25 protein-coding genes are annotated in these 26,358 nt (G+C 66.6%); 10 read left to right on the plus strand and 15 right to left on the minus strand.

The features are described 5' to 3' along the window. Positions 1–65: 65 nt before the first annotated feature. From FBY20_RS18960 to FBY20_RS18970, 3 genes are all read right to left on the minus strand, one after another. Positions 66–1,226: an MFS transporter gene (locus FBY20_RS18960; RefSeq protein WP_142056080.1), complete on the minus strand. Its 1,161-nt coding sequence runs from the start codon at positions 1,224–1,226 to the stop codon at positions 66–68. A gap of 98 nt (positions 1,227–1,324) precedes the next feature. Then, positions 1,325–1,837 carry a MarR family winged helix-turn-helix transcriptional regulator gene (locus FBY20_RS18965; RefSeq protein WP_056322814.1) on the minus strand — a complete coding sequence of 171 codons (513 nt, stop codon included), beginning with the start codon at positions 1,835–1,837 and terminating at the stop codon, positions 1,325–1,327. A gap of 181 nt (positions 1,838–2,018) precedes the next feature. Beyond that, on the minus strand, positions 2,019–2,477 hold the full coding sequence (locus FBY20_RS18970) for an HU family DNA-binding protein (RefSeq protein WP_056322817.1): 459 nt from the start codon (positions 2,475–2,477) through the stop codon (positions 2,019–2,021). A gap of 419 nt (positions 2,478–2,896) precedes the next feature. On the opposite strand from FBY20_RS18970, the gene FBY20_RS18975 reads away from it, so the two are divergent. The 3 genes from FBY20_RS18975 to FBY20_RS18985 all read left to right on the plus strand — a co-directional run bounded on the left by FBY20_RS18975 (position 2,897) and on the right by FBY20_RS18985 (position 6,495). Continuing rightward, positions 2,897–4,057, plus strand: coding sequence for a D-alanyl-D-alanine carboxypeptidase family protein (locus FBY20_RS18975; protein ID WP_082586281.1), 1,161 nt, complete (start codon positions 2,897–2,899; stop codon positions 4,055–4,057). Between the two features lie 24 nt (positions 4,058–4,081). Further along, positions 4,082–4,630, plus strand: coding sequence for a hemerythrin domain-containing protein (locus tag FBY20_RS18980; protein WP_142053966.1), 549 nt, complete (start codon positions 4,082–4,084; stop codon positions 4,628–4,630). 95 nt (positions 4,631–4,725) lie between these two features. Next, the gene (locus FBY20_RS18985; RefSeq protein ID WP_142053968.1) at positions 4,726–6,495 is read left to right on the plus strand and encodes a SulP family inorganic anion transporter; all 1,770 of its coding nucleotides are present in this window, start codon (positions 4,726–4,728) and stop codon (positions 6,493–6,495) included. Between the two features lie 13 nt (positions 6,496–6,508). On the opposite strand, the gene FBY20_RS18990 is transcribed toward FBY20_RS18985, so the two are convergent. From FBY20_RS18990 to FBY20_RS19015, 6 genes are all read right to left on the minus strand, one after another. Continuing rightward, entirely contained in the window at positions 6,509–7,276 is a 768-nt protein-coding gene (locus FBY20_RS18990) for an ABC transporter ATP-binding protein (protein ID WP_142053970.1), read from the minus strand. Beyond that, positions 7,273–9,150, minus strand: a complete 1,878-nt coding sequence (locus tag FBY20_RS18995; protein ID WP_142053972.1) for an ABC transporter permease — start codon at positions 9,148–9,150, stop codon at positions 7,273–7,275. The genes FBY20_RS18990 and FBY20_RS18995 overlap by 4 nt, the downstream gene beginning before the upstream one ends. Continuing rightward, complete coding sequence (locus FBY20_RS19000; RefSeq protein WP_056322828.1) at positions 9,150–10,379, minus strand: ABC transporter substrate-binding protein; 1,230 nt, start codon at positions 10,377–10,379, stop codon at positions 9,150–9,152. Before FBY20_RS19000 ends, FBY20_RS18995 begins: the two co-directional genes overlap by 1 nt. A gap of 217 nt (positions 10,380–10,596) precedes the next feature. Further along, positions 10,597–10,764 carry a 50S ribosomal protein L33 gene (rpmG, locus tag FBY20_RS19005; protein WP_003810296.1) on the minus strand — a complete coding sequence of 56 codons (168 nt, stop codon included), beginning with the start codon at positions 10,762–10,764 and terminating at the stop codon, positions 10,597–10,599. A gap of 37 nt (positions 10,765–10,801) precedes the next feature. Continuing rightward, complete coding sequence (gene rpmB, locus FBY20_RS19010) at positions 10,802–11,038, minus strand: 50S ribosomal protein L28 (protein ID WP_050447723.1); 237 nt, start codon at positions 11,036–11,038, stop codon at positions 10,802–10,804. Between the two features lie 300 nt (positions 11,039–11,338). Further along, entirely contained in the window at positions 11,339–12,538 is a 1,200-nt protein-coding gene (locus tag FBY20_RS19015; protein ID WP_081101158.1) for a Bcr/CflA family multidrug efflux MFS transporter, read from the minus strand. A gap of 157 nt (positions 12,539–12,695) precedes the next feature. Here FBY20_RS19015 and FBY20_RS19020 point away from each other — a divergent pair, with 157 nt between their 5' ends. From FBY20_RS19020 to FBY20_RS19040, 5 genes are all read left to right on the plus strand, one after another. Then, positions 12,696–13,964, plus strand: a complete 1,269-nt coding sequence (locus tag FBY20_RS19020; RefSeq protein ID WP_142053974.1) for a class I SAM-dependent methyltransferase — start codon at positions 12,696–12,698, stop codon at positions 13,962–13,964. A 497-nt stretch (positions 13,965–14,461) separates the two neighbouring features. Continuing rightward, positions 14,462–15,463 (plus strand): ABC transporter substrate-binding protein, encoded by a 1,002-nt coding sequence (locus tag FBY20_RS19025; protein WP_062842264.1) that lies wholly within the window; start codon positions 14,462–14,464, stop codon positions 15,461–15,463. Between the two features lie 292 nt (positions 15,464–15,755). Then, positions 15,756–16,613 carry a proline/glycine betaine ABC transporter permease gene (locus FBY20_RS19030; protein ID WP_056322838.1) on the plus strand — a complete coding sequence of 286 codons (858 nt, stop codon included), beginning with the start codon at positions 15,756–15,758 and terminating at the stop codon, positions 16,611–16,613. Next, positions 16,610–17,881, plus strand: a complete 1,272-nt coding sequence (locus FBY20_RS19035; protein ID WP_142053976.1) for a glycine betaine/L-proline ABC transporter ATP-binding protein — start codon at positions 16,610–16,612, stop codon at positions 17,879–17,881. The genes FBY20_RS19030 and FBY20_RS19035 overlap by 4 nt, the downstream gene beginning before the upstream one ends. A gap of 126 nt (positions 17,882–18,007) precedes the next feature. Next, entirely contained in the window at positions 18,008–18,382 is a 375-nt protein-coding gene (locus tag FBY20_RS19040) for a tautomerase family protein (RefSeq protein ID WP_056322842.1), read from the plus strand. Between the two features lie 75 nt (positions 18,383–18,457). Here FBY20_RS19040 and FBY20_RS19045 read toward each other — a convergent pair whose 3' ends face one another. The 3 genes from FBY20_RS19045 to FBY20_RS19055 all read right to left on the minus strand — a co-directional run bounded on the left by FBY20_RS19045 (position 18,458) and on the right by FBY20_RS19055 (position 21,226). After that, positions 18,458–19,423 carry a tripartite tricarboxylate transporter substrate binding protein gene (locus tag FBY20_RS19045; RefSeq protein ID WP_142053978.1) on the minus strand — a complete coding sequence of 322 codons (966 nt, stop codon included), beginning with the start codon at positions 19,421–19,423 and terminating at the stop codon, positions 18,458–18,460. Positions 19,424–19,502: 79 nt separating this feature from the next. After that, positions 19,503–19,982, minus strand: a complete 480-nt coding sequence (locus FBY20_RS19050) for a MaoC family dehydratase (RefSeq protein ID WP_142053980.1) — start codon at positions 19,980–19,982, stop codon at positions 19,503–19,505. Next, positions 19,979–21,226, minus strand: a complete 1,248-nt coding sequence (locus FBY20_RS19055; protein WP_142053982.1) for a CaiB/BaiF CoA-transferase family protein — start codon at positions 21,224–21,226, stop codon at positions 19,979–19,981. Before FBY20_RS19055 ends, FBY20_RS19050 begins: the two co-directional genes overlap by 4 nt. Before the next feature lie 71 nt (positions 21,227–21,297). Here FBY20_RS19055 and FBY20_RS19060 point away from each other — a divergent pair, with 71 nt between their 5' ends. Continuing rightward, the gene (locus FBY20_RS19060) at positions 21,298–22,197 is read left to right on the plus strand and encodes a LysR family transcriptional regulator (protein WP_142053984.1); all 900 of its coding nucleotides are present in this window, start codon (positions 21,298–21,300) and stop codon (positions 22,195–22,197) included. A gap of 6 nt (positions 22,198–22,203) precedes the next feature. On the opposite strand, the gene FBY20_RS19065 is transcribed toward FBY20_RS19060, so the two are convergent. The 3 genes from FBY20_RS19065 to FBY20_RS19075 form a co-directional block, all read right to left on the minus strand. Then, a complete protein-coding gene (locus FBY20_RS19065) occupies positions 22,204–23,340 on the minus strand; it encodes an AAA family ATPase (RefSeq protein ID WP_142053986.1) in 1,137 nt (378 codons plus the stop codon). Continuing rightward, positions 23,337–24,215 carry an RNA ligase family protein gene (locus FBY20_RS19070; RefSeq protein WP_142053988.1) on the minus strand — a complete coding sequence of 293 codons (879 nt, stop codon included), beginning with the start codon at positions 24,213–24,215 and terminating at the stop codon, positions 23,337–23,339. The genes FBY20_RS19065 and FBY20_RS19070 overlap by 4 nt, the downstream gene beginning before the upstream one ends. A gap of 310 nt (positions 24,216–24,525) precedes the next feature. Then, positions 24,526–25,659 carry a metallophosphoesterase gene (locus FBY20_RS19075; protein ID WP_142056082.1) on the minus strand — a complete coding sequence of 378 codons (1,134 nt, stop codon included), beginning with the start codon at positions 25,657–25,659 and terminating at the stop codon, positions 24,526–24,528. Positions 25,660–25,830: 171 nt separating this feature from the next. Between FBY20_RS19075 and FBY20_RS19080 the strand changes: the two genes are divergently transcribed. Then, a complete protein-coding gene (locus FBY20_RS19080; protein WP_142053990.1) occupies positions 25,831–26,346 on the plus strand; it encodes a GNAT family N-acetyltransferase in 516 nt (171 codons plus the stop codon). The last annotated feature ends 12 nt before the right edge of the window (positions 26,347–26,358 follow it).

The following is a 26,358-nucleotide window of genomic DNA, read 5'->3' on the forward strand; positions in this document are numbered from 1 at the left end:
AAGGGGTGAGCCGCCCCATCGCGCCGGGGCGCGGTGGCGGTCAAAACCCCTGATTATAGGAGGTGCTAGGGGCGGGCAGGGGGCGAGGGCATTTCCGGGATGCGCGCACTGGGCGCAAGGGCGCCATAAGCCAGCGTGAGGGCTGCCAGGACGGCGCCCGCCGTGACCACCGCCGGCCAGCCGAAATGGGCGTACAGCCAGGACGATACCAGCGAACCCGATGCGCCGCCGATGAAGTAGCAGGTGACGTATCCGGCGGTCAGGCGGCTGCGCGCTTCGGGCCGCAGCCGGTAGATGGAACTGGTGTTGGTGACGTGAACGCCCTGGATCGCCAGATCCTGCACCAGGATGCCCGCCAGCAGCGCAACGACCGACACCTGGCCGAACGCCATCAGTCCCCAGGAACCCAGGAGCAGCAGCAGGCCCACGCGGGTGGCGAGGTTGCCCAGTCCGCGGTCGGCAAGGCGGCCGAAGCGGTTGGCGGCGTAGGCCCCGGCGGCGCCGGCCAGGCCGAAAAGGCCAATGGTGGTGTTGCTGTATTCATAAGGCGGGCCGGCCAACAGGAAGGTCAGCGGGGTCCACAGCATGCTGAAGGCGGCGAACAGCAGTCCGCCAATCAGGGACCGGGCGCGGAACAACGGTTCCTCGACGAACATGCGCAGGATCGACCCCAGCAGACGCGGATAGCTCATTGCCGTGGGGCTTTGGTAGCGGGGCAGCACGCGCCACAGGACGGCGGACATGCACAGCATCAGGATGGCGGCCACCCAGTACACCGTGCGCCAGCTGCCCACGTCGGCCAGCGCGCCGGCCGCGGTGCGGGCCAGCAGGATGCCCAGGAGCAGCCCGCTCATGACGGTGCCGACGGCCTTGCCCCGCTCGTGGGGCGCGGCCAGCGTGGCGGCGAAGGGCACGAGGATCTGGGCGACGACGGACAGCATGCCGGTCAGGGCGGTGCCCAGGATCAGCACCGCGATGTTGCTGGCAAAGGCCGAGATCAGCAGGCCGCCCGCGGCCAGCAGGTTCATCAGCACGATCAGCGCGCGGCGCTCGAACATGTCGCCCAGCGGCACCAGCAACATCAGGCCCACCGCGTAGCTGAGCTGCGCCGTTGTGACGATGGTGCCGGCGGCGGCGTTCGAAATCGAGAACTGCTGACCGATCGTGTGCAGCAGGGGTTGCGCGTAGTAGTTGCTGGCAACTGCCAGGCCGGTCGCCACGGACATCAGGAGGATGATGGGCGCGGTGAGCGTGGGCGTGGATTGCGTAGGAGAAGTCACTGATCTGAGGCTGAAAAGGGTGATGACGGTGGGCGGCAGGCAGCTCAGGCGTCGACGCTGCCGGGCGTTTCCTGGTCCTGCTTGATCAGCAGCTTTTTCAGAAGGCCCGCCAATTGGCGGCGTTCCGCGGCGGACAGCGGTTCCAGCAGGTCGTTCAGGTCGCTCAGATAGTCCTTGAGCAGGATCTTGATCGTGCGCAGCCCATCGGCGGTGAGCGACACAATGACGCCGCGCCGGTCGTCGGGATTGGGACTGCGCACGAGCAGCCCGGCCTCTTCCAGCCGGTCCAGGCGGTTGGTCATGGCGCCGGACGTCAGCAGAAGGGCTTGCACGAGTTTTTGCGGATTCATCGCATACGGCGCGCCGGTGCGGTAGAGCGTGGCGAGCACGTCGAATTCGCCCTGATGCAGGTTGTACTGGCGAAAGGTGCGATTGACGTTGCGGGCGGCGAATGCGTTCAGGCGGAAGAGGCGGGCGACCACCGACATGGCGGCGAAGTCCTGCGCAGGGCATTCCTGCGTCCATTGCGAGATCACGAGATCGACAAGGTCATTCATGGCGGCGGGCTAGTGTGTCAATGTGAAGTATCTTCACGTAAAGACAAAATTCTAGCAGCGGCTTGCCGCCGATGCAAAGCGCGCGCCACCTGCCGAGCCAAAGACGCGCGCAAATGAAGAAGGGCCCGCCTCTTGCGAGGCGGGCCCTTCCCGGCTTGACCGGATACTGCGCGTAATGAAATTACTGCGCGGCGTCCTTCAGCTTCTTGAGCGGGCGAACCTTAACCTTGACCGAAGCCGGCTTGGCGGGGAACCAACGCTCTTCGCCCGTGAACGGATCCTTGCCGAAGCGCTTGGCCTTGGCGGGAACCTTCTGCACGGCGACCTTGAACAGGCCGGGCATCGTGAATTCGCCAGCGCCCTTCTTGTCCACGGAGCCCAGCACCGAGGTTTCCAGGCTGGCCAGGACGGCCTTGACCGACTTGGCTTCGACGCCGGATTGCTCAACGATGTAGGCGATGAGCTGGGTCTTGTTCATCGCGGCCTTGATGGCCTTGGGGGCGGCAGCGACCTTCTTGGCGGCGACGGCCTTCTTGGCAGCCGGCTTCACGGCGGGCTTGGCGGCAGTTGCCTTCTTTGCGGGCGCCTTGACGGCGGTCTTGGTGACTTTCTTGGCAGGAGCTTTAGCTTTCGTGGCCATGGTCAAAATCCGTATGTTGAGGACATGGAGCAGCGCGTGCCGGATATCGGCATTTGACGCTACGCGCCCGATGATAGCGGAAGAGTGGCGGTAAAAGCGGCTTTGCAGCGGGTTTTAAGCCACTGTTTGTTGTTTCCACGCAGAAAAGTGCCTTCTGCAAGGGGTTTCGCAAGAAGTCGTGACGTTCGCTGACGTTCTGACGGCTCGCGTTTGCGGGACGCGCACGTGGGCCAATCCAGGGCGCCACGTGCGCGCTCAGGGACCCTTGCCGCGCGTGCGGATGAACCTATCTTGTGGCGCATGTTCCAATTGCGGGCGGCGCGCGCGGCGGGCATGGGCGGAACGTCCCGTGATTCGGACTTGTCCCAAGCGCGTTGCGCGCGCCCGAAGAAAACAGAACATGGAAGTGAAGCAGCTATATGTTGATGAAGAAGTTGGCGGCGAGCCTGCTCGTTGCGACCGCCTGTATATCCAGCGCCATGGCGCAATCGATGCCGGCGCCGGCGCTTTCGGCCAAGGCGTGGCTGCTGCTGGATGAGACCAGCGGCCAGGTCATCGCGTCGCACGCGGCCACCACCCGCATCGAGCCGGCGTCCCTGACCAAGATCATGACGGCTTACGTCGTGTTCGATGCGATGACGAAGAAGGAGCTGACCGCCAGCCAGCTGGTCACCATCTCGACGCGGGCCTGGAAGGTGCCGGCAGGCAGCTCCAAGATGTTCCTGGAGCCCAACTCCAAGGTGTCGGTGGACGACCTGCTGCGCGGCCTGATGATCCAGTCGGGCAATGACGCGGCGGTTGCGCTGGCCGAGGCGGTGTCTGGCAGCGTCGAAGCCTTTGTCGCGCGGATGAACGACACCGCCGCCCGGCTGGGCTTGCACGCCACGCACTTTGCCAGCCCGCACGGGCTGCCGGATCCGAACACGTATTCCACCGCCAGCGACCTGTCGATCCTGGCCACGCGGTTCATCCGGGACTTTCCGCAGCTCTACAAGACCTACGATTCGGCCAGGCAGTTCACGTTCAACAAGATCACTCAGCCCAACCGGAACCGGCTGCTTTGGCTGGATCCCAGTGTGGACGGGCTGAAGACGGGCCATACGGCTTCGGCCGGCTATTGCATCATTGCCACGGCGCAGCGGCCCAATGGCAAGGATCAGCGGCGGCTGATCACGGTGGTGGTGGGCACTGCGTCGGACAAGCTGCGCACGCAGGAAAGCCGCGAGTTGCTGGAATGGGGCTTCCAGGGGTTCAATACCATCAAGCTGTATGCGCGCGGACAGGCCGTGGCCACGCCCGAGGTCTGGAAGGGCGAGACCGACAGCCTGAAGGTGGGATTCTCGCGCGACGCCTACGTGACGGTGCCGGCCGGCGCGAAGGTCGAATCGGCCTGGGCGCCGCAGGCGCCGTTGATCGCGCCCATTGCCGCGCAGTCGACGGTGGGCGAACTGAAGGTGACGGTGGACGGCAAGCCCGCCATGCACTTTCCGGTGGTGGCGCTGGAGCCCGTGGCCGAGGCGGGCATCGCCGGGCGCGCGTGGGATTCCATCCGTTTGTGGTGGCGCGGCACAGCGGGTTAACGCAACACGATTCGGAGGCAGGCGATGGCAGTGAGTTTTCCAGGCGGTCCGGCTGCGGCGCCGGGCCCAGACGATCCGCTGGCGCTGCTGTCGGCCTGTCATGGGCGCATCGCACGCCAATGCGCGACGCTGGCGCGGCTGGCGGCGCACCTGCCATCGCACGGCAGCGACACGGCGGCGCAAACCGCCGCTACCAGCGTCCGCCGGTATTTCGACACCGCGGCCGCGCATCATCATGAAGACGAAGAAGAAGACCTCTTTCCGGCCTTGATCGACTCGATGGCGGGGTCGGACGCGGTGTGCCTGCACGCGCTGGTGGACGGCCTGATGGCCGATCATCGCCGCTTGGCGGGCCTGTGGGAACCCTTGCGCCAGACGCTGTCCGAGATCGCGGCGGGGCGGCCGGCGCAATTGCCGCCGCAGCAGGTCCAAACCTTCACCGAGGCCTACGAAGCGCACATCCGGCGCGAAGAGGACGAGTTGCTGCCGATGGCGGCGCGGCTGATACCGGACGACGCGCTGGCTGCGATCGGTCAGGCCATGAAAGCGCGGCGCGGCGGCGAGGCCGGCTGAAAAGGCGCGTTGCGCGGGCGGGGGCGAGCGTTTACCCTTGCCGGACAGGCGGGAACGCCGATGTCAGGGAACAAGACAGGATGATGCTGGGGGGAATGAACGTCGCGCGCCGGCTGTTCGGTTCGTGGGTCGAGGACGTCAACCGGGTGACGCTGCGCGCCGACCTGGCGGCGGGGTTGTTGGGCGCGTTGCTGGTGCTGCCGCAGGGCGTCGCGTTCGCGACGCTGGCGGGCCTGCCTCCTGAATACGGCCTGTATTCGGCCATCGTGCCCTGTATCGTGGCGGCGTTGTTCGGCTCCAGCCGCCATGTGATGTCCGGACCGACCAACGCCAATTCGCTGGCGCTGTTTGCGGTGCTGGCGCCGCTGGCAGCCGCGGGCACCCCCGCCTACATCCAGCTTGCCCTTGCCGTGACCGTGCTGGTCGGGATCATGCAGTGGCTGGTGGGCACCTTGCGGCTGGGATCGCTGGCGCACTTCATTTCGCCGTCGGCGTTGTTTGGTTTTACCAGCGGTGCGGCCGTGCTGATCGCCGTGCATGCGCTCAAGGACGCGCTGGGTTTGCCGTCGACGGAGGCGCATGGTGCGGGCGCGGTGCTGGAAAGCATCGCCACGCATATCGGCCAGGCGCATCCGGGCGCCTTGCTGGTGACGCTGGTCACGCTGGGCACCGCGCTGCTGGCGCGCAGGCTGGACAAGCGCAAGCCATACATGCTGCTGGGCCTGGCGGCGGGGACATTCGCGGCGTGGGTCTTCAATTCGGTGGTCCCGCCGCAGGCAGGCACGCCGGTGCCTGTGCTGGGCGCAATCGCCCAACCGTGGCCGCCTTTTCATGTGCCCAGCGTCGACTGGCGCGCGCTGCCCGATCTCTTGAGCCTGGCATTTGCGTTGACCATCGTCGCATTGGCGCAATCCATCTCGATTGCCAAGGCGGTTGCGACGCGATCTGGCCAGCGCATCGACGCGAACCGGGAGTTCGTGGGACAGGGCCTGTCCAACATCGTGGGCGGCTTCTTTTCGTGCTACCTGTCCTGCGGCTCGCTCAATCGTTCCATTCCAAACTTCGAGGCGGGCGCGAAAACGCCGCTGGCGTCGGTGTTTTCCGCGCTGCTGCTGATGCTGCTGGTGGCGGTGTCCGCGCCGCTCCTGGCGTTGATCCCGCATGCGGCGATCTCGGGGCTGCTGTTGCTGGTGGCCTGGACGCTGCTGGACATTCCCCGCTGGCGTCACCTGTTGCGCACGCAACGCGGCGAATGCGCAATCGCCGCGGCCACGCTGGCCGCCACGATCGCCATCCGCATGGAGGTCGCGATCCTGCTGGGCACGGTGCTGTCGCTCATGGTGTACCTGCACCGCACGTCGCGGCCGGCGATGCGCACGATGGGCTTTGATTCGCGCGGGCCGGATCGCCGCTTCGTCGTCCTCGAGCACCACCCGGACGCCTTGCCGGAATGCCCGCAGCTCAAGCTGCTGCGCATGGAGGGGTCAGTCTATTTCGGGGCGGCCGCGCACGTGGCGCAGCGGCTGCACGATCTGCGTTCGGCGCCGGGCGCGCCGCGCCATCTGCTGGTGATGGCCAAGAGCATGAACTTCATCGACCTGGCCGGCGCGCAGGTCTGGGACGACGAGTTGGCGGCGCGGCGCGCGATGGGCGGAGATCTGTATTTCCATCGGCCGCGGCCCGAGGTGATGGACATGTGGCGCCGCACCGGATTTCTGGCCCGGCTGGGCGAGGACCACATCTTTCCGGACAAGGCGACGGCGTTGCACGAGATCTACGCCAAGCTGGACCGGAACATCTGCGCAGGGTGCACGGCCCGGATTTTCTGGGAATGCCAGCCGGACCGCCCGCAGCGCGACGGTTGAGGCGTTTGGCGGGTCAGGCTTTCTGCGGCGTCTCGGTGCCCAGATAAGCGGCCTTGACCCGCTCGTCGGCCGCGATGGCGGCCGGCGCGCCTTCGGCCAGCAGGCCGCCCCGTACCAGCACCGCGATGCGATCCGCGTGCTTGAACACGACATCCAGACTGTGTTCCGTGAAAAGCACCGCAATGCGCTGCGTGTCCGCCAACTGGCGGGTCAGGCGCATCAGCGCATGGCGTTCGTTGGTGGCCATGCCGGCGGTGGGCTCGTCCATCAAGAGCAGACGCGGCTGGTGCGCCAGCGCCATCGCAAGCTCCACCCGCTTGACGTCGCCATAGGCCAGCGTGCCGCACGCCTCGCTGGCCTTGTCCGCCATCTGCACTTGCGACAGCAGGGTCTTCGCTTCTTCAGCCGCATGGCGGTCGGCGCGCCGCCATGGGTTGAACAGCAACCGGTCGCGCGACAGCAGGGCGGTCTGAACGTTTTCCAGCACGGTCATCGAGCGGAACGTGGCGGCGGTCTGGAAGCTGCGGCCCACGCCCAGCCGGCAGATCTTGCCGGCGGACATGCCGACCAGTTCGCGCCCGTCCAGCCGCACCGAACCCGAGTCGGGGCGCAACTGGCCGCCCAACACATTGAAGCAGGTCGACTTGCCCGCGCCGTTCGGGCCGATCAGGGCCAGCATGTGGCCCGCGTCCAGGTCGAACGACACATCGGCCAGCGCGTCGATGCCGCCGAAGGATTTGCGCAGGTTGCGCACCTGCAGCAGGGGGGCGGCCGGGGTCATGCGGACCTCCTGCGCAGCCGGGCGGCAGCGCCCGCCAGGCCTTCGGGGAAGGCCATGACGAGGGCCAGGATCGCCAGGCCCAGCACCGCGTGCCAGTACTCGGTGCTGCGCGCCGCGGCATCCTGCAGCCAGGTGTAGGATGCCGCGCCGACAAGCGGGCCGGCCAGCGTCTGGATGCCGCCCAGCAGCACCATCACCAGTCCATCGACCGAGCGGCTGACGGCCAGCACGTCGGGTGCGATGCTGCCCTTGGAAAATGCGTACAGGGAGCCCGCCAGGCCCGCGGCGAACGAGGCGGCCACGAATCCGGCCCACTGGATGCGGCGCGTGTCCATGCCCAGCGCTTCGGCGCGCAAGGCCGAATCGCGCACGCCGCGCAGCGCGAACCCCAGCGGCGAAAACGCCAGCCGGCGCAGCCACCAGACGCCGGCCGCGCACAGCGCCAGCGTGAGGTAGTAGAACCAGGGCCCCTGCGCCAGCCAGGCCGACGGCCACAAGCCCGTCAGGCCGTTGCTGCCGCCGGTCACGTCATCCCATTGATAGGTCAGGGCCCACAGGATCTGCGCGACCGCCAGCGTCAGCATCGCCAGATACACGCCGGACAGCCGCACGCAGAACCACCCGAACACCAGGGCGCCGAACGCGGCGGCAAACGGGCCCAGCAGCAGCGCCGCCTCCATGGGGATTGCGGCCAGTTTCAGGAGCAGCGCCGCGCCGTAGGCGCCCAGTCCGAACCAGGCGGCGTGGCCGAACGAGGTCATGCCCGCCAGCCCGGTCAGAAAGTGCAGGCTGGCGGCGAACAGGGCGGCGATCAGGATCTCGGTCATGAGGATGCTGAGGTAGGGCCAGTACAGCGTCGCGACGGGCACCAGCGCCAGCAAGGCCAGCAGCACGCCGTAGGCCAGACGCAGGCGCGGACCCGCCGGGGATATGGGGCGCTCCGGCATGCCCGCGTGCGAAGTAGGGGCGGGGGGCTTGCCCATCAGGCCCCACGGCCGCACGACCAGCACCACGGCCATCACGGCGAATTCGGCCAGCAGCGTGAGCTTGGACAGGTTGAATACCCACGGGCCGATGGCGACCTGGCCCAGGAACACGAACAGCGCCTTGACCGAGCAGATCAGCACGGCCGCCAGGAACGCGCCCGGCACCGATCCCAAGCCGCCCACGACCACCACGACAAAGGCGCTGGCGATGATTTCAAGGTCCAGGCCGAGGGTGGCGGGCACGCGCGGCGCCGCTAGCGCGCCGCCCAGGCCGGCGAGGAACGCGCCCAGCGTGAAGGCGGACGTGAACAGCCAGGCCTGATTCACGCCCAGCGCCGCCAGCATGGTGCGGTTTTCAGCGGCGGCGCGCAGCAGCCGGCCCCAGCGGGTGCGCATGAGCAGCAGCCACAAGAGCCCCAGCACGATGGGGCCGGCGGCAATCAGCAGGAGGTCGTATTCAGGGTAACGGCGGCCCAGGATCTGCACGGCGCCCGACAGGCCCGGCGCGCGTGCCGAGAACAGGTCTTCGGGGCCCCAGATGGCCAGGGCCGCGTCGCCGATGATGAGGACGAGGGCGAAGGTCGCCAGCAGCTGGAAGAGTTCGGGGGCGCGGTAAAGGCGCTTGAGCACCAGAAGCTCGGCCGCCGCGCCGATCAGGCCGGTCGCCAGCGCCGCCAGCAGCAGGCCGAACCAGTAACCCGCGCCGCTGCCGAAATGGCTGGTGAAGGTCCAGGCCAGGTAGATGCCCAGCATGTAGAACGAGCCGTGCGCGAAGTTGACCACGCGGGTTACGCCAAAGATCAGCGACAGGCCCGCGGCGACCAGGAACAGCGCGCTGGCGTCGGCCAGGCCATTGAGCAGCTGCAGCAGCAGCCCGGATACATTCATCAGTGTGCCGGCCGCATCTTGCGCACCTGTTCGTCGGGCGGCTGCAGCCGCGCGCCGTCGATGTAGGCAAAGTCCTTCATGATGCCCTTGCCGTCCTCGACCGCGGTCACGCCCACGTAGACGCCCATCGTGGATTGATGGTCGATCTTGCGGTACTGGATCGGGCCGTAGGGCGTGTCCACCTTCAGGCCGGCAAAGGCGTCGACGAGCTTTTCCGTGTCCACGGAACCGGCGGCCTTCAGGCCCTGTGCGATCGACATCAACGATGCATAGCCGACCACCGACCCGACCTTGGGCGTTTCGTTGAAGCGCTTCTTGTAGGCCTCGACAAAGGTCTTGTTGGCCGGCGTGTCGATGGCATACCAGGGGTAGCCGGTGACGATCCAGCCGGTGGGGGTGTCGGCGCCCAGCGGTTCCAGATATTCGGGTTCGCCTGACAGCAGCGAGACGACCGGCATGTTTTCAAAGAGGCCGCGCGTGTTGCCTTCGCGCACGAAGCGCGTCAGGTCGGCGGCGAACAGCACGTTGAAAATGGCGTCGGGTTTGGCGTCGGCCAACGCCTGCACCACCGCGCCGGCATCCACCTTGCCCAGCGGCACGGCCTGTTCCGCGACGAATTCCACGTCGGATTGGAACGACTGCATCATGGCCTTGAACGTGGCCACGGCGGATTGCCCGTATTCGTAATTGGGGTAGACGATGGCCCAGCGCTTCTTGCGCAGGGCCAGCGCCTTGGGCGCCACTGCCGCCACGTGCATCCACGTGGACGGACGCAAGCGGTAGGTGTAGCGGTTGCCTTCCTGCCAGGTGATCTTGTCGGTCAGCGGTTCGGCGGCCAGGAAGAACACCTCTTGCTGCTTGGCGAAATCGGTCAGCGCCAGGCCGGTGTTGGAAAGGAACCCGCCGAACAGCAGCTCGACTTTTTCGCGCGCCAGCAGTTCCTGCGCGGCGCGGACCGAATCACCCGGATTGCCGTTGTCGTCGCGCGAGATGACTTCGAGTTTTCGGCCCAGGACGCCACCCGCGGCGTTGACCTCTTCAAGCGCCAGTTGCCAACCCTTTTTGTACGGGCCCAGGAAGGCGGGAATGGCCTTGTAGCTGTTGATCTCGCCGATGCGGATGGGCGGTTCCTTGTCTTTGGCGGCGGCGGGGGCGGCCGGAGCCAGGGCCAGGGCCAGGATCGCGGGCGCAAGCGCGCGGCGCAGCAAAGTGAGGCAGGGACGGATCATGGTGGAGTAATCGCAGGCTGAAGATGAATCGGGCCTCGCGCGCGCCTGGGGCGCCGCCGGTGCGGCCTAATTGAAACATGGGCCTTGGCGCAGCGGCAAATTAATGGCAATAAAAAGCCGGCAACAAAAAGCGGGCGACAAGAAGCCGGCAATAAAAATGGCCGGCAATAAAAAAGGCCCTGCATGACAGGGCCTTTTTTGCGGGATACCGGCTGAATTACTTCAGCTTGGTTTCCTTGTAGTCGACGTGCTTGCGAGCGACCGGATCAAATTTCTTGATCAGCATCTTCTCGGGCATGTTGCGCTTGTTCTTGGTGGTCGTGTAGAAATGACCCGTGCCGGCGGTCGACTCGAGCTTGATCTTTTCGCGGATACCTTTGGCCATGTCGTGCTCCTAGTATGTAGATTGGCGGGGCGGCCGATTAGGCCATTTCGCCGCGGGCACGCATTTCGGCCAGCACGGCTTCGATGCCGTTCTTGTCGATCGTGCGGATGGCCTTGGCAGAAACACGCAGGCGAACCCAGCGGTTTTCGCTTTCAACCCAGAACCGGCGCGATTGCAGGTTGGGCAGGAAGCGACGCTTGGTCTTGTTGTTTGCGTGCGAAACATTGTTGCCCACCATCGGGCCTTTGCCGGTCACTTGGCATACGCGTGCCATGGATGCACCTCTTTAGTGTCGTTCTTGCCGCGCATCGCTTCGGGGGAGTAGACGGGGGTTTAGCCGCCGGGCTGTGAAGGCTGCTGTACGCTGCCTTGGCCGGCCACCCAGTCTTAGTGGATGAGGGGGAAAGTGATTTCACCCCAGTGCTTATACCCGCTGCCTGCCGCCCGCTTGCATTCACAACACGCGGTTGGGGGTCAGAGTGCTGAACTACAAAGCATAGTAGTCCTGCACGGGAAACTTCATGTGAAGACCGCGATTCTAATACGAAAATCTTAAGTAAATCAAGCTGCAGGGCTACGCGGTGTGCGAACGCGCCACACGCCCGGCCGTCCAGGACAGGCATGCGCAGGCCGCCAGGGTGGTGGTCAGGGGCAGGGCGGTGTCGGATTGCCAGGCGCTGACGGCGAAACCCGCGAGGGCGCCGCACGACAACTGAAGCGTCCCCAATAGCGCAGACGCCGCGCCCAGCCGCTTGCCCTGGTCCGCCAGCGCAAGCGCCGCCGAGTTGGGGTTCACGAAGCCCTGGCTGCCCATGTAGCAGATCAGGCACAACATCAGCAGCGGCAGCGTCAGCAGCCCGGCCAGCGTCAGCGCGACGGCGGCGAGGCTGGCGCAGGCCAGCGTGACCAGCGCGCGGCTTTGCAGCTGGCGCGGGGTGTAGGTGCGCAGCAGCCGCGCGCTGATCTGCGAGCAGATGATGAGCGACAGCGCATTGGTGCCGAACAGCAGGCCGTAGTATTGCGGCGGCACGCCGTAGAGTTCGATGAAGACGCGGGGCGAGCCGATGATGTAGGCAAACATGCCGGCCTGGCCAAAACCGCCCGCCAGGCTGTGCGACATGAAGCCGCGGTGCGCGAACAGGCCGCGATAGTTCTGCAGGATGGTGCTCCAGCGCAGCGGCACCACGCGCTCGGGCGTGAGCGATTCCTTCATGATGAGGATGACGGCCGTCATCAGCATCGCGCCGCCCGCGAGCATCACCCAGAAGAGGCTGCGCCACGAGGTGATGGCCAGCAACTGGCCCCCGATCAGCGGCGCGAGGATCGGCGCCAGGCCCATGATGAGCATCAGCAGCGACATGGCGCGCGCCGCTTCGTGGGTCTCGTAGTGGTCGCGGATGACCGCGCGCGGAATCACGATGCCGGCCGCGCCACCCATTGCCTGCACGACGCGCCAGCCGGTCAGGGCTTCGACCGATCCCGACAGCGCGCACCCCAGCGAGGCGATCATGAACAGGGTCAGGCCCACCAGCAGCGGCGGCTTGCGGCCGTAGCGGTCGGCCATCGGGCCGTAGAACACCTGCGCCATCGCCAGGCCGATCAGGTACGCCGCCAACGTGCGCTCGACATCGCCGCGGGAGACGCCGAGATTGGCCGCGATCGTGGGGAACGCGGGCAGGTACATATCGATGGCGAACGGGCCGATGGCCGTCAGCGCGCCCATGAGGATGAGCCAACCGGGCAGGCTGCTGCGGGATGTCTGTGATGGGGGCATGTAGATCGCGATGAAGCGCAGGGACAGGGCGCGTGGCGGTGCAGGAGCTGTACTGGCCGCGCCAAGCCGGGGACTTTATCATGGGCGGGCTTACAGGAAAATTGCGGGTGCTTTCCGAAAGCGTCCCTGGCGCCACTACGCATCCGGAGGAGAAGCCGTGAATCCTTTGCTATCTGTCGTGGAACGCAAACTTCAGGCCCTGCCTGTCCCTGTGCAGCTTGTGCTGCCCGATGGCGCCGTGCTCGGCGCGCCGGCGCCCCGCGTGCGGTTCGTGACGCACGACAAGAGCGCGCTGGCCCATCTTGCCGAAGGGGCCGTCGGCGTGCTGGGCCAGGATTACGTCGAAGGCCGCATCGATATCGAAGGGCGCATGCGCGACGTCATGGCGGCCGCGGCAAAGCTGCTGCCCGGTTCGCCCATGGACGCCGCGCGGGGCGGATGGCTGACCGAGCTGGTGCGCAAGGTGATGTCCGTGTGGCGGCATTCGGTCGAGCGCGACGCCAAACAGATTCAGTTCCACTACGACCTGTCCGACGACTTCTACGCGCTGTGGCTGGATCCGCGCCGCGTCTATTCGTGCGCCTACTACCGCGAACCGGGTATGACGCTGGCGCAGGCGCAGGAGGCCAAGCTCGATCTCATTTGCCGCAAGCTGCGTCTGTCGGCCGGCGAGCGGTTCCTGGACGTGGGCGCGGGATGGGGCGGGCTGCTGCTGTGGGCCGCCGAGAACTATGGCGTCGACGCCACCGGCATCACGCTGTCGCGCAACCAGCATGCGCACGTCAGCCGGCTGATCGAAGAGAAGGGGTTGTCCGGGCGGGTCCGCATGATGCTGCTGGATTACCGCCAGCTGGACGAATCCCAGCCCTACGACAAGATCGCATCGGTCGGCATGTTCGAGCACGTGGGGCGCGCGCAACTGGAAAGCTACTTCGCCAAGCTGCGGAGGCTGCTCCGTCCGGGCGGGCTGATCATGAATCACGGCATCACCGCGGCCGGCGTGTACAACGCCGAACTGGGCAATGGCATGGGCGAGTTCATCGAGAAATACATCTTCCCAGGCGGCGAGCTGACGCACGTCAGCGTGGTGATGCAGGCGCTGGCCAATGGCGGGCTGGAAGACCTGGACGTGGAGAACCTGCGGCCGCACTATGCGCGCACGCTCTGGGCCTGGAGCGATGGACTGGAGGCACGGTTGCCCGAAGCGGCCCGCATCCTGGGCGGGGACCAGGGCGAGCGGTCGCTGCGCGCGTACCGGCTGTATCTGGCCGGCTGCGCCATGGCCTTCGAACATGGGTGGATCGCACTGCATCAGATTCTTGTCCAGCATCCGGCGTCGGGCCGCGCGGACGAACTGGATGGGCCTGGGGATCTGTCTTATCCGTGGCGGCGGGACTATATGTATGGATCGCGGTCCGGGGAGTGAGGGGCCGCGGTGTCAATTGGAGCCATCGTAATAGCATAAAAGTTCGCAATTTCTGGAACCAATTCCCGTGTTGCAGTGCACTCTGGAACGCGCTGAACGTATTAATAGGCACATAATATTAACTAAATGTATCGGCTTTTTCGGGTTTGGTCTTCCTAGGAGAAATCTGCCGTTTCCCCCTGATCTACTGGGGTTTTCCCGGAGCAATTTGGCCGCGAATGTATCTGTTTCATTCACCCTTGGGGTTGGGCAGCGCAGCAATTTCGTTTAAGATGCTGCCTTCTTCGTTCAGTTTGTTCTCTTTCTGTGAGTATTCAAAAACCCGTTTTTGAAGCTCCCTGTCTTGCAAGACGCCGCATCCCTCGCGGGCAGTCTTGTTGCTAGTGTCGGTTTGTATTGGCGGTTCAGCCCGTCTTCCGCACAACCCCCTTAGCTCCACGGTGCCGCCCAGGCTTTCATCCTGGCGTGAGTGCCTGAACCTATGGAGGCAAAAGCCAATGCGTTTTACCCCTGTCAAGTCCCTGGCCGCCGCGGCCGTTTTGTTTGCGTTTGCTGGCACGGCTCAAGCCGCCGACGCTCCGCAATGTGAACTCAAGCGTCCGGTCATGTTCGGCGCCATGAACTGGGAATCCAACCTGGTCCTGGTCGACGTCGAGCGATTCATCATGGAAAAGGGCTACGGTTGCAAGACCGAAACCCTGCCCACCGAGACCTTGCCCGCCCTGGCCGCCCTTGAGCGCGGCGATCTGGACATCAACACCGAGATCTGGCTGAACAGCGTGGCCGATCCCTGGGCCCGCGCCGAAAAGACCGGCAAGGTCAAGCGCATTGGCGACCTGTACATGGGCGCCGAAGGCTGGTACATCCCCAAGTACACGGCCGAGCGTCTGCCCGAGCTAAAGTCGGCGGCGGACCTGCCCAAGTTCAAGGATGAATTCAAGGATCCGGAAGAACCCGGCAAGGGCCGCTTCTATGGCTGCCCGGCCGGCTGGGGTTGCGAAGTCACCAGCAACAACCTGTTCCACGCCTTGAAGCTGGACGACACCTACACGCTGTACTCGCCCGGCACGGGCGCGGCGCAGAAGGCGGCCCTGATGTCGGCCTACAAGCGCAAGCAGAACGTGGTCTTCTATTACTGGTCGCCCACGCCGCTGGTCGGCGCCATGGATCTGGTCAAGCTGGACCTGCCGGCCTACGATGCTGAAAAGCACAAGTGCCTGACGTCGCCCAAGTGCGCCAAGCCCGAGCCCAGCGCCTACCCCGACAACCCTGTCTTTACCGCGGTGAACACCAAGTTCTCCGAAGATGCGCCCAAGCTGACCGAATTCCTGTCCAAGGTCTCGGTGCCGCTGCCGGTCATCAATGAAACCCTGGCCCACATGGAAGAGTCCGGCGATGAGTCCAACGCCGTGGCCAAGTGGTTCCTGAAGAACAAACCCGACGTCTGGACCAAGTGGGTCCCCGCCGACGTCGCCGGGCGCGTCCAAAGCGCGCTGTAAAGCACTGTGATCCTGGCTGCGCGCCGCGGTGGCGCGTACCGGCCCGTCAAGGGGCCGGAACTCTTTGCCGGGATGGCCGCCGGCCGGGCGCATGCGTCCGGCCCGGCAAGCGTGCTTGTGCCGCCACCCGCGGTGGCAGTGATTCCGGTGCCGGGCACCGATGCGGAATGGATTTGCGCAATCAGCGGTCCTTCCGGGTGCCTGGCGCCAGTCTCAGTCTCGATGTCTTGTCCTGCGCCAGCGTGCCCGGTGGCGACACGGGCGGCGAGCGCGCCAGAATGGAGTCGAATGTATGTTTCCTGAAATTATTCCCGCCCGTCAGGTACGGGGGGCGATCGACGGTTTCGTCGATCACCTGGTCACCAACTACGCGGACACGCTGGAAAAGATGTCCCAGCCCGTGCTGCACGCGTTGGTGTGGCTGGAGCAACTGCTGCGCAATTCGCCCTGGTGGGCGGTGGTCGCGGTCACCATCGCGATCGCCTACGGCGTGAGCCGCCGCATCGGCCTGAGCCTGGCGATGGGCGCGCTGCTGTGCGTCATCGGGGTGCTGGGCTTGTGGGACGCCGGCATGCAGACGCTGGCGCTGATGATCATGGCCGCCGGCCTGTCGGTGCTGATCGGCATTCCGCTGGGCGTGCTGATGGCACGGGTGAACTGGCTGCGCTCGGGCATGCTGCCCGTGCTGGACGTGATGCAGACGATGCCCAGCTTCGTGTATCTGATTCCTGTCGTGATGCTGTTCGGCCTGGGCAAGATCCCCGCCATCATCGCAACCGTCATCTACGCCGTGCCGCCGCTCATCCGCCTGACCGACCTGGGCATCCGCCTGGTCGACCGCGAAGTGCTGGAAGCGTCGCGCGCCTTTGGCGCCAACCCGCGCCAGCAGCTGTTCGGCGTGCAGCTGCCCCTGGCGCTGCCCAACATCATGGCCGGTATCAACCAGACCACGATGATGGCGCTGTCGATGGTGGTGATTGCGTCGATGATCGGCGCGCGCGGCCTGGGTTATGAAGTGCTTCTGGGCATCAACCGCCTGGAAGTGGGCCGGGGCCTGCTCGCCGGCCTGGGTATCGTGGTGCTGGCCGTGCTGTTCGACCGGATCACGCAATCGTATGGACAGCGCATGCGCACGGGAGGCCAGCGATGAGCAAGATCGAAGTCAAGAACATCTACAAGATTTTCGGTGCGCATCCGAAGAAATGGCTGCAAGCCGCGCAGGGCGGCATGAGCAAGGAAGAGCTGCTGGCCAAGAGCGGCCACACGCTCGGCCTGCGCGACATCAGCCTGTCCATCGAAGAAGGCAGCATCTACGTCATCATGGGGCTGTCCGGTTCGGGCAAGTCCACGCTGATCCGCCACTTCAACCGCCTGATCGAGCCCAGCGCGGGCCACATCCTGGTCGACGGCGTGGACGTGGTCAGCCTGAACAAGCGCGACCTGGAAATCTTCCGCCAAAAGAAGATGAGCATGGTGTTCCAGCGTTTTGGCCTGTTTCCGCACCGCACCGTGCTGGACAACGCCGCGTACGGCCTGACCGTGCAGGGCGTTGGCAAGGCCGAACGCGAGAAGCGTGCCCGCGAATGGCTGGAACAGGTGGGCCTGTCGGGCTTCGAGAACCAGTATCCGCACCAACTGTCGGGCGGCATGCAGCAGCGTGTCGGCCTGGCGCGGGCGCTGGCCACCGATGCCGAGATCCTGCTGATGGACGAAGCGTTTTCCGCGCTGGATCCGCTGATTCGCCGCGAAATGCAGGATCAGCTCCTGCAGCTTCAGGCCAAGCTGAACAAGACCATCGTCTTCATCACGCACGATCTGGACGAAGCGCTGCGCCTGGGCAACCGCATCGCCATCCTGAAGGACGGCGAACTGGTGCAGGAGGGCACGCCGGAAGACATCCTGCTGAACCCGGCCAACGATTACGTGCAGTCGTTCCTGCAGGACGTGAACCGCACCAAGGTGCTCAACGCCACGCACGCCGTGAATCCGGCGCGCCTGACGCTGACGATGCGCTCGCGCCCGGCGCACGCCGTGGACCGCATGAAGGCGCTGAACTACGAGTATGCGCCGGTGCTGGATGGCAAGCGTCTGGCTGGCGTGCTGACCGCCGAGGCCGCCGAGAAGGCGATGCAGGAAGGCGTGCGCGACGTGTCCCGCTTCGTCGAGGACCTGGCGTCGGTGCCCGCAACCGCGGGACTGGGCGAGGTGCTGGCGCAACTGGTGCACAGCGACCAGCCGGTCGCCGTGACGGGCGAGGACGACGAGTTCCTGGGGATGCTGTCGCGCAAGAAGGTCGTGGAGCTGGTGACCCCGGCCCTGACCGAGACGCAGGTGGCGGGCGACACCGCCGCCACGCCCGATGCCGCTGCGTTGACGGCCCAGCCCGAACAGGAAAGCGAGGGCAAGGCCGCCGCCTGATCCCCGCATCGTCGGCATGACCCCATGCGCCCGCGTGCACCCGCTTGCATGCGGGCGCAGTCACGATATGATGGCTTGCCGGCCGGTTTGGCCGGCTTTCCTCGTCATGCACCCTCGGAACCTGCCATGCCCCTCTTGAACGTCCAGATCATGCAAGGCCACTCGGCCGCCCAGAAAGCCGCCCTGTTGAAGGCGGCGTCCAACGCGGTGGTCGAAAGCATCGCGGCCCCGGTGCCCAGCGTGCGCGCCGTGCTGCACGAAATCCCGGCGGAACACGTGATCGTGGCGGGCGAGATCGGCAAGCGCATGGCGCGCGTGGACGTGGACCTGATCGAAGGGCGCGACGAGGCCAAGAAGGCGGCGCTGATCGCGGCGCTGAACCAGGCCGTGTGCGCCAGCCTCGACATGTCGGGCGAAGACGTGCGCGTGATCCTGCGCGACGTGCCCAAGACGGACATGGGCGTGGCCAATGGACTGAGCGCCAAGGCCGCCGGACGCTGATCCGGCCCGCCCTCAGAACAGGAAACGCCCGCTTGCCGCGGGCGTTTCTCATGGGCGAATACGTGGGCTGTGCAGTCAGTCCAGCTTCACGTTTGCCGCCTTCACCACCTCGCCCCACCGCGCGATCTCGCTCTTGATGTAGGCGGCGTACTCCTGCGGTGTCGACCCCAGCGCCTGCGCGCCCTGCACCTTGAGCTGCTTCTGCATTTCCGGGGATTTGAGCGCGCGCAGGATCTCGGCGTTGAGCTTGTCGATGATGGGCGCGGGCGTGCCTGCCGGCACGACGACGCCTTGCCAGGCGCCCATGCCAAAGCCCGGCGCCACCGTCTCAGCCACCGTCGGCACGTTGGGCAACTGGTCGCTGCGGGTCTCGCTGGTCACCGCCAGGGCGCGCAGCTTGCCTTCGCGGATGAATCCCAGCGAGTCGTTCAGCGTGTTGGTCATCACCTGGACCTGGCCGCCGACCAGGTCGGTCATGGCCGGAGCGCTGCCGCGATAGGGCACGTGGACCGCGTCGATGTTCAGCGACTTCAGGAGCAGCAACGCGCCCAGGTGCGTGACGTTGCCCGCGCCCGCCGATCCATACGACAGCTTGCCGGGATGCTTGCGGGCGTAGTCGACAAACGCGGATGCGGTGTCGGCGGGCACCGAGGGATGCACCAGGAGGACGAGTGGAATGACGGCCGTGCTGGAGACGGGCGCAAAGTCCTTGACCGGGTCGAACGCGAGCGAGCGGTACAGGTTGGGGCTGAGTGCGATGGACGAGGTGTTGTACAGCACCGTGTAGCCGTCTGGCTTGGCCGCGGCTGCGTATAGCATGCCGATGTTGCCGTTGGCGCCGCCCTTGTTTTCGACGACGACGGTCTGGCCGAGCTGGTCGGTGAGCTGTTTGGCCAGCACGCGCGCCACCAGGTCGGTCGGCCCGCCGGGCGGGAAGGGCACCACCATCGTGATCGGGCGGTCGGGCCATGCGGCCTGGGCGCTTGCGGCGCCTCCCAGCGCCAGGATGGCCAGCGTCGCGGCCAGCATTGCTTTTTTCATGGTTGTCTCCTTGTGCTGTTATGGATACTGCGAACTGGCGGCCGCGTCCTCTGGCGGGACCCGTGCCGCCGCAGGGCATTCAGCCGGGTCTGCCGGCCAGCATGCGCACGGCCGTGTAGGCCATCACCGGCTGGCCATGCTGGTTGCGGACGTCGATCTCGGACGTGACCACCGCGCGGTTGTGCTGCGAGGTGGGGCGCACGCCGGTCACTTCGATCTCGGCCCAGATCGTGTCGCCGGCCACCACGGGCGCGATCATTTTCTTGTGGACTTCCAGCAGCGCCAGGCCCGTTCCTTGCACCATGCCCTGCATGATCAGCCCTTCGATCAGGCCGTAGGTAAGCGCGCCGGGGGCGGGCCGGCCCTTTATCGCGCCGTGGCTGTAGGTGGCGTCGATGAAGATGGTCTCCAGCATGCCCGTGACGCTGATGAAGTTCACGATGTCGGTCTCGGTGACCGTGCGGCGAAACGTCTGGAAGCGCTGGCCGACGGTAAGGTCCTGCCAGTAGTAGCCCTGGCCCAGTTGGGCGGCGGGCGCGGCGTTGCGGTCTTGGGTCATGCGGTGTCCTTGGCGTTGTCGGAAGAGGGGGAGGGCGCTTGGCCGGCGGCGCCCGCTTGCAGCAGGGCGTCGATGGCGGCCGGTGCAAGGCCGGCCTGGCGAAGCACTTCGTGGGTGTGCTCGCCCAGGCGCGGCGGCATGGCGGGCGGCACGCTGGACTGCTGCAGGCGCACCGGGTTGCGGGGAAAGCGGTATTGGCTGCCGGACGCGCTTTGCAGCGGCACGAAGAAGCCGACGCTCTCCAGGTGCGGATCGGTCTCCAGGTCTTCCAGCCGGTTCACGGGTGCGGCCGGAATCTCCAGCCGCTCGCACAGGGCAAGCCAGTACGCGGTGTCGTGGGCCGCGACGATGCCGGCCTGCAGTTCGTACAGCGTCTCGATGTGCCGGGTGCGCGCCGAGATGTCGGCAAAGCGCGGATCCCGCGCCAGGTCGGGGCGGCCTGCGGCGTTGAAGAAATCGCGCCAATGGGCGTCCGTATAGGGCATCAGGCAGACGTGTCCATCGGCGGTCTGGCAGGGCCGGCGCCACGGCGTCAGCACCCGCGGATAACCGGCGGGGCCGGGCGCATCGGCCAGATGGCGGCCGTAGTAATGCTCCACCAGCGCAAACGACGCCATGCTTTCGAACATGGGCACTTCCAGCTGCTGGCCGCGGCCCGTGCGCTCGCGCTGGAACAGCGCGGCCAGGATGGCGTGCGCGGCGATGAGGCCGCAAGTCTTGTCGGCGGCGACGGTGGGCAGGTAGCGCGGCGCGCCGGTCTGGCGGCCCACCAGGTCGGCAAATCCGGACAGGCCCTGGATGATGTCGTCGTAAGCCGGGCGGCCGTCGTAGGCGCCGCCTTCGCCAAAGCCATACAGGCCGGCATACACCAGCCGCGGATGGCGGGCGCACAGCGTGGCGGGGTCCAGCCCCAGCGCGGCCATCTTGGCCGGCCGCATGCTGTGCATCAGCACGTCGGCCTGGTCCACCAGCGTCAGCAGCGCCTCGCGCGCGGCCGGCTGCTTCAGGTCCAGCACGATGCTGCGCTTGTTGCGGTTCAGCCCCAGGAAGATCGCGGACAGGCCGGGCTCCTGCGCGGGGCCGGTGTGCCGGGTGGAATCGCCGCCGGGCGCTTCGACCTTGATGACGTCCGCCCCGTAGTCGGCCAGGATCTGCGAGGCATAGGGGCCGAACACGACGGAGGTCAGGTCCAGGATGCGGATGCCGTCCAGCGCGGAGGCGGTCGGGGAGGGAGGCGTGGTCATGGCGGAAATCCTATCGGTGCCGCACATACGCGTCTAATATGGCTTCGGTATTGCTTGATACGGAATCTGTTATGGCTATAGATTTGCGCCAGCTTCGGCAGTTCGTCACGATTGCCGAACTGGGCAGTTACCGCCGCGCGGCCGACGCGCTGCACATCGCGCAGCCGGCGCTGTCGGTGTCGATCCAGAAACTGGAGCACGCGGTGGGCGTTCCGCTGCTGGTGCGGGGCGCCAAGGGCGTCTCGACGACGCCGGCGGGCGATGCGCTGATGGCGGACGCGCGCCGCGCGCTGTTTCATACCGACCAGGCGCGCCAGGCCGCCCGCCGGGTGGCGCTGGGCGAATGGGGGACGTTGCGGCTGGGCTTCGTGGGCTCGGCCACCTACATGCTGCTGCCGCGTTGCCTGCCCGCCTTCCGGACGCAATACCCGGACGTGCAGCTGGATCTGCGCGAGGACAGCACGGTCGGCCTGGTGGCGATGCTGCGCGCCAACGAAATTGACGCCGGCCTGGTGCGCGGTCCGCTGGCCGAAGACAACGAACTGGATTCGTGGGTGGTCGAGCGCGACGACCTGATCCTGGCCGTGCCCGCCGGGCATCCGCTGGCCGGCGCCGGCCCGATCGCGCTGGAACGCATGCGGTCCGAGAACTTCGTGCTGTATTCGCCGGCCAAGGTGCCGGGGCTGAACGGGGTGACGCTGGCGCTATGCCACAAGGCGGGGTTTTCGCCCCGCATCAGCCAGGAAGCGATCCAGGTGCAGACGCTGGTCAGCCTGGTCGCCAGCGGCCTGGGTGTGGCGCTGGTGCCCGGCGTGACCCGCGCCTATTCGACGCCGCATGTGGCCTTTGTGCCCTTGACCGACGCGGACGCGCAGGGTGCGTTGTCCCTGTCTCTGGTGACGCATCGCGACACCTCCTGCGCGTCCGTGCTGCGGCTGCGGGACAGCATGCTGGCGCCGGCCCCAGCCTGACCGGCGCTACACCGCGTAGACGACGCGGTGCGCCTCGGTCGGCAGCGGCAGGTCCCAGCGGTGCAGCATGCCCGTCAGCGTCTTGTTGGACAACGACGTGTCGCGCCGGGCATTGCGCCGCAGCAGCTCGGCGCGCGGCTTTTCCAGATACACCAGCTCAACGTCGGCCTGATACGCGTACAGCAGGTCCAGCGTCTTCTTGCGCATCAGTTCGCTGAGGTTGGTGGCGTTCCACACGAAGGGCGCGCGGGCGCGCAGCAGGGCCTTCGCGCGGTCGACGGCCAGGTGCGCCACCATGCCCTCGTTCTTGCCATGGCGCAGCCCCAGTTCCTCGCGCGCATCGTCGAACGACACCACCGGCAGGTCGGGATGATGCGCCGCCACCCAGGTGTTCTTGCCGGAAGCGGGCAGGCCCGACATTACGATGACGCGCGAACCGGGCTCCTGGAACAAGGCGTAGTCCGGATGCACGTCCGCGCCGCGGAAATAGCTGACGGCGGTGTGCGCATCGGCAAAGGCGCGGGGCTGGCCGAAGCACGCTTCGTCGCGCGCCAGTTCGCAAAAGAGGGCGATGTTGTCCAGCACGCGGCCCGCGTCTGCGCAGAGGCGGCCGCGCATGTCGGCCTCGGCCAGCATGGCAAGCAGCGGAAGGGACACCTGCCAGGACAGCTCGCGCACGATGAATTCGGGCGAGCGGCCGCGGCGCGAGCCTTCCAGCGCAAAAAACGGCACCTGATGCGTGGCAATCAGCCGGCAGATGGCTTCGCGCACCGCGAAGGGGACGCCGGCGTCCCACAAGGCGATGCGCGCATCGATCGCGCCCTTGCGCGAATGGCCGGGCTGGCCGATGGCCCCCGTCACCGGGTCGATCACCGTGGTGCTGTGCTTGGCCACGTCGTGCAGCAGCGCCGCCAGGAACACGATCTCCTGGTCGGCGCGAGACGCAGCCTGGTACTGCGGCAGCGCGAGCAGCGCGTCCACGACCATCTGCGTGTGCGTCCATACGTCGCCCTCGCCGTGATAGCGCGGGTCCTGCGGCGTGGTCTTGGCCAGCTCCAGCGCGGGAAAGGCCGCCAGGCACGCGGCATAGTCCGCACCGCGCGCAGGCGTGGGAACCAGTGCCCGGATCTGTTCGTAATTCATGATGTCTCTCCGTCGCGGGTGGCGCCGCGCAAGGTGTCCCAGTCCACCGCAAGGCGCGGCGCGTACAGGTCGACGCCGTCGGCGAGCAGATTGGGGATGTAGGGCTGCTCCGAATGGTGCATGTCCGAATCCAGGATGGCCTGCACGAAGTCGCGGCGCACCCACTTGTAGCGGGCGAGCGTCTTGCCGTCGGCTTCGGCCTTGATGTAGAGGCCTTCTGACAGATCCGACTTGTCGCACTGCTTCCAGGCGCGCGCCAGGTCCAGGCCTTCGCGCAGCACGGTGGCCTCGAACGCGTCGCGCCAGCCGGTCGTCTTGGCCAGCGAGGGCTTTAGCAGGGCCTTCAGATCGGCCAGCCGCGCGGGCGCCGGGCCTTCGTACAGCACGGGCACGGACAGCACCGGGCCGCCGGCCAGCAGCGCGCGGCGCGCGCCGGTCGACAGGAATTGGCCGGTGCGGCGGTCCAGTACATCGAATTCAAAGAAGTGATGCGGCAGCGCGTCGTAGAACACGGAGTGCTTTTTCGACAGGGTTTCGCCGTACATCACGTAGCGGTCTTCCAGCCGGTCCAGCAGCCAGTCCGCATGCGCGGCGGCCCAGGCCTTGATGAAGCTGAACTGCCGTTCGCGCCCGCCGCCCACCAGATAGTGGCCGCGCGATTGCAGCAGCAGTTCGCCCGACGGGCTGAAACTGATGCCCGTGTTCGCGCCGTCGAGCTTTTCTTCAACGACAAGGGTCTGGCCCGCCAGCGTGCGATAGGGCACGTGGCCGTGGCCTTCGTCGCCTTCCTGCAGGCGCGAGCCTTCCAGGTGGGGCGTTCGGGGATATCGGAACAGGTCCAGCGATTGCGCGTAGGCGCAGAAATCCAGCGTCATGGGTCTTCTCCAGCAGATGGGAAAAGCCGACAACGCAGTCTTTACGGGAGGGGAAGCAGAGATGGGGTGGTGTTGCGCTTCCTGGATCCGCGCCTGCCGGGCGGGGTGTGCTCATGACATGGCGTTGAGCAGCGAATGCGGGCAGGCTGACCGCGGTACCAGGACGGTACTCGTCGGCGTTCAGGCGAATTGACGAATGGCAGACACGGTTGCACCCAGAAAATGGCAAGGATTGAAAAAGCAGGGCCGAATGCTAAGTCAGCGCGGCGGCGCTTGTCAATGCGCCGCCGCAGTGGCCCGCACGCCAGCGTCAGGCGGGGGGCGCGGCGCGCAGCACGATCTGCGTGATTTCCGACGGCCGTCCGAGCCGGATGGGAAAGCCCGGCCACAGGCCCGCGCCGTTGCTCACGTAGAGCTGCATGCCGCCGACCTGATACATGCCGGACACATAGCCCTCGTTGGCCAGTTGGGTGATGAAGTGCGGACCCAGGATCTGGCCGCCGTGCGTGTGGCCCGACAGCTGCAGGCCGGCGCCTGCCTGCGCGTGGCGCTTGGCGCCGACCGGCCGGTGGCTCAGCAGGATCACCGCCGACGACGGCGGCACACCCTTCATGGCCGCGTCGATATCCGGCAGCGGCTGGCCGACGCGCGCGGCCACGCTGTCGGTGATGCCCGCCAACACGAGCGGCTGGCCGTCGCGGTCAAGGACCATGTGTTCGTTCAGCAGCATGCGCAGGCCCAGCTTCTCGAAGGCCTGCAGCCAGCCCAGGTATTCGGCGTAATACTCGTGGTTGCCGGGGATCGCCACCACGCCATGGGGCGCGCGCAGATCGGCCAGCGGTTGCACGTCGGCGGCGCGGGCCGCGGGCGTGCCGTCGACCAGGTCGCCGGTGATGAGCGTCAGGTCCGGATCAAGCGCATTGGCGCGCGCCACGACGGCCTGCATCCAGTCGCGTTGCAGCAGGCGGCTGGCGTGCAGGTCGGTCAGATGCACGATGCGAAAGCCGTCATAGGCGCGCGGCAGATTGGGCAGGGCGACCTCGATGGTTTCGACCTGCGGCACGCGCACCGCCTGCCAGACACCCAGCGCGGACAGCGCCAGCGCGGCCACGGCGGACACGGCGCGCAGGCGCGGGCAGCCCAGCAGCGCGCGGCCGCGGCGGCGCGAAAACAACGACACGGCAAGCCCCGCCACGTCCGAGACGAACAGGAGGACGGCCAGCAGGATCAGCGCGCCAAACGCCCAGCCCAGCGCCATCAGGACGGCGGCGGGCACCTCGGGCGAGGCCATGGTGCCGAAGAAGGTGCGGGTGATGAGGTGATGTTCGGCGGCAAGCAGCACCAATGCCGACAGCAACAGCTTGCCGGCAGCCGGCCAGCGCAGACGCCAGACGAAGCGCCAGATGACGTAGAGCGCGATAAACGCGGTGATGACATGAAACACGTGCGACATCCTGAATCTTGTTGTTGGAATCGCCGGGGCCAGCCTATTGCGGCCGCCCGGGCGAAGTGTCCCGCGAGGGATCGCCGATTAAACAACGGATTGCGGGGGGGGGATTGAAACAGGGCGCGGCGTAGAATCGCTGGCGCCTGCATTTGGAGATTCCTGCGCCCCATGTCGATCCGTTTCGCCCGTCCCGAAGATGCCGTCCTCTTGCCCGCCATCGAACGATCCGCGGCGGCGGTGTTTCGCGCCGCGCCCGGGCTGGAATGGATCGCGGACGATGCGGTCATGTCTGAATCCGAGCATCGGCGCCTGATCGCGCAGGGCACGGTGTGGGTGGCGCAGGACGCCGAGCGCGTGTGCGGATTTCTATGCGCGGAGCGCTTTGACGACGACCTGCATGTGTGGGAACTGGCGGTCGATGCCGAACATCAGCGGATGGGGCTCGGTCAGCGTCTGGTGCAGGCCGCGTGCGGCCATGCCGCGGCGGCGGGGCTGTCCGCGGTCACGCTGACGACCTTTCGCGATCTGGCCTGGAACGCGCCGTGGTATGCGCGGATGGGATTTCGCGAGGAGACCGCGTTGCCCGGAACGCGGCTTTACGCGGTGCTGCAAGAGGAAGCCGGGCACGGGCTGCCCGCGCAGCGGCGTGTGGCGATGCGCCTGCCGGTTGCCGGCGGCGCGTGACTGGCCGGGGCC

This window comes from Achromobacter sp. SLBN-14 (assembly GCF_006715415.1).
GTDB classification, from domain to species: domain Bacteria; phylum Pseudomonadota; class Gammaproteobacteria; order Burkholderiales; family Burkholderiaceae_B; genus Achromobacter; species Achromobacter mucicolens.

Bases quoted from the DNA above. Each gene is read 5' to 3' on its own strand.
- FBY20_RS18960 (WP_142056080.1), bottom strand. From the start codon at position 1,226: ATGTCCGTGGCGACCGGCCTGGCAGTTGCCAGCAACTACTACGCGCAA.
- FBY20_RS18965 (WP_056322814.1), bottom strand. From the start codon at position 1,837: ATGAATGACCTTGTCGATCTCGTGATCTCGCAATGGACGCAGGAATGC.
- FBY20_RS18970 (WP_056322817.1), bottom strand. From the start codon at position 2,477: ATGGCCACGAAAGCTAAAGCTCCTGCCAAGAAAGTCACCAAGACCGCC.
- FBY20_RS18975 (WP_082586281.1), top strand. From the start codon at position 2,897: ATGTTGATGAAGAAGTTGGCGGCGAGCCTGCTCGTTGCGACCGCCTGT.
- FBY20_RS18980 (WP_142053966.1), top strand. From the start codon at position 4,082: ATGGCAGTGAGTTTTCCAGGCGGTCCGGCTGCGGCGCCGGGCCCAGAC.
- FBY20_RS18985 (WP_142053968.1), top strand. From the start codon at position 4,726: ATGAACGTCGCGCGCCGGCTGTTCGGTTCGTGGGTCGAGGACGTCAAC.
- FBY20_RS18990 (WP_142053970.1), bottom strand. From the start codon at position 7,276: ATGACCCCGGCCGCCCCCCTGCTGCAGGTGCGCAACCTGCGCAAATCC.
- FBY20_RS18995 (WP_142053972.1), bottom strand. From the start codon at position 9,150: ATGAATGTATCCGGGCTGCTGCTGCAGCTGCTCAATGGCCTGGCCGAC.
- FBY20_RS19000 (WP_056322828.1), bottom strand. From the start codon at position 10,379: ATGATCCGTCCCTGCCTCACTTTGCTGCGCCGCGCGCTTGCGCCCGCG.
- rpmG (WP_003810296.1), bottom strand. From the start codon at position 10,764: ATGGCCAAAGGTATCCGCGAAAAGATCAAGCTCGAGTCGACCGCCGGC.
- rpmB (WP_050447723.1), bottom strand. From the start codon at position 11,038: ATGGCACGCGTATGCCAAGTGACCGGCAAAGGCCCGATGGTGGGCAAC.
- FBY20_RS19015 (WP_081101158.1), bottom strand. From the start codon at position 12,538: ATGCCCCCATCACAGACATCCCGCAGCAGCCTGCCCGGTTGGCTCATC.
- FBY20_RS19025 (WP_062842264.1), top strand. From the start codon at position 14,462: ATGCGTTTTACCCCTGTCAAGTCCCTGGCCGCCGCGGCCGTTTTGTTT.
- FBY20_RS19030 (WP_056322838.1), top strand. From the start codon at position 15,756: ATGTTTCCTGAAATTATTCCCGCCCGTCAGGTACGGGGGGCGATCGAC.
- FBY20_RS19035 (WP_142053976.1), top strand. From the start codon at position 16,610: ATGAGCAAGATCGAAGTCAAGAACATCTACAAGATTTTCGGTGCGCAT.
- FBY20_RS19040 (WP_056322842.1), top strand. From the start codon at position 18,008: ATGCCCCTCTTGAACGTCCAGATCATGCAAGGCCACTCGGCCGCCCAG.
- FBY20_RS19045 (WP_142053978.1), bottom strand. From the start codon at position 19,423: ATGAAAAAAGCAATGCTGGCCGCGACGCTGGCCATCCTGGCGCTGGGA.
- FBY20_RS19050 (WP_142053980.1), bottom strand. From the start codon at position 19,982: ATGACCCAAGACCGCAACGCCGCGCCCGCCGCCCAACTGGGCCAGGGC.
- FBY20_RS19055 (WP_142053982.1), bottom strand. From the start codon at position 21,226: ATGACCACGCCTCCCTCCCCGACCGCCTCCGCGCTGGACGGCATCCGC.
- FBY20_RS19060 (WP_142053984.1), top strand. From the start codon at position 21,298: ATGGCTATAGATTTGCGCCAGCTTCGGCAGTTCGTCACGATTGCCGAA.
- FBY20_RS19065 (WP_142053986.1), bottom strand. From the start codon at position 23,340: ATGAATTACGAACAGATCCGGGCACTGGTTCCCACGCCTGCGCGCGGT.
- FBY20_RS19070 (WP_142053988.1), bottom strand. From the start codon at position 24,215: ATGACGCTGGATTTCTGCGCCTACGCGCAATCGCTGGACCTGTTCCGA.
- FBY20_RS19080 (WP_142053990.1), top strand. From the start codon at position 25,831: ATGTCGATCCGTTTCGCCCGTCCCGAAGATGCCGTCCTCTTGCCCGCC.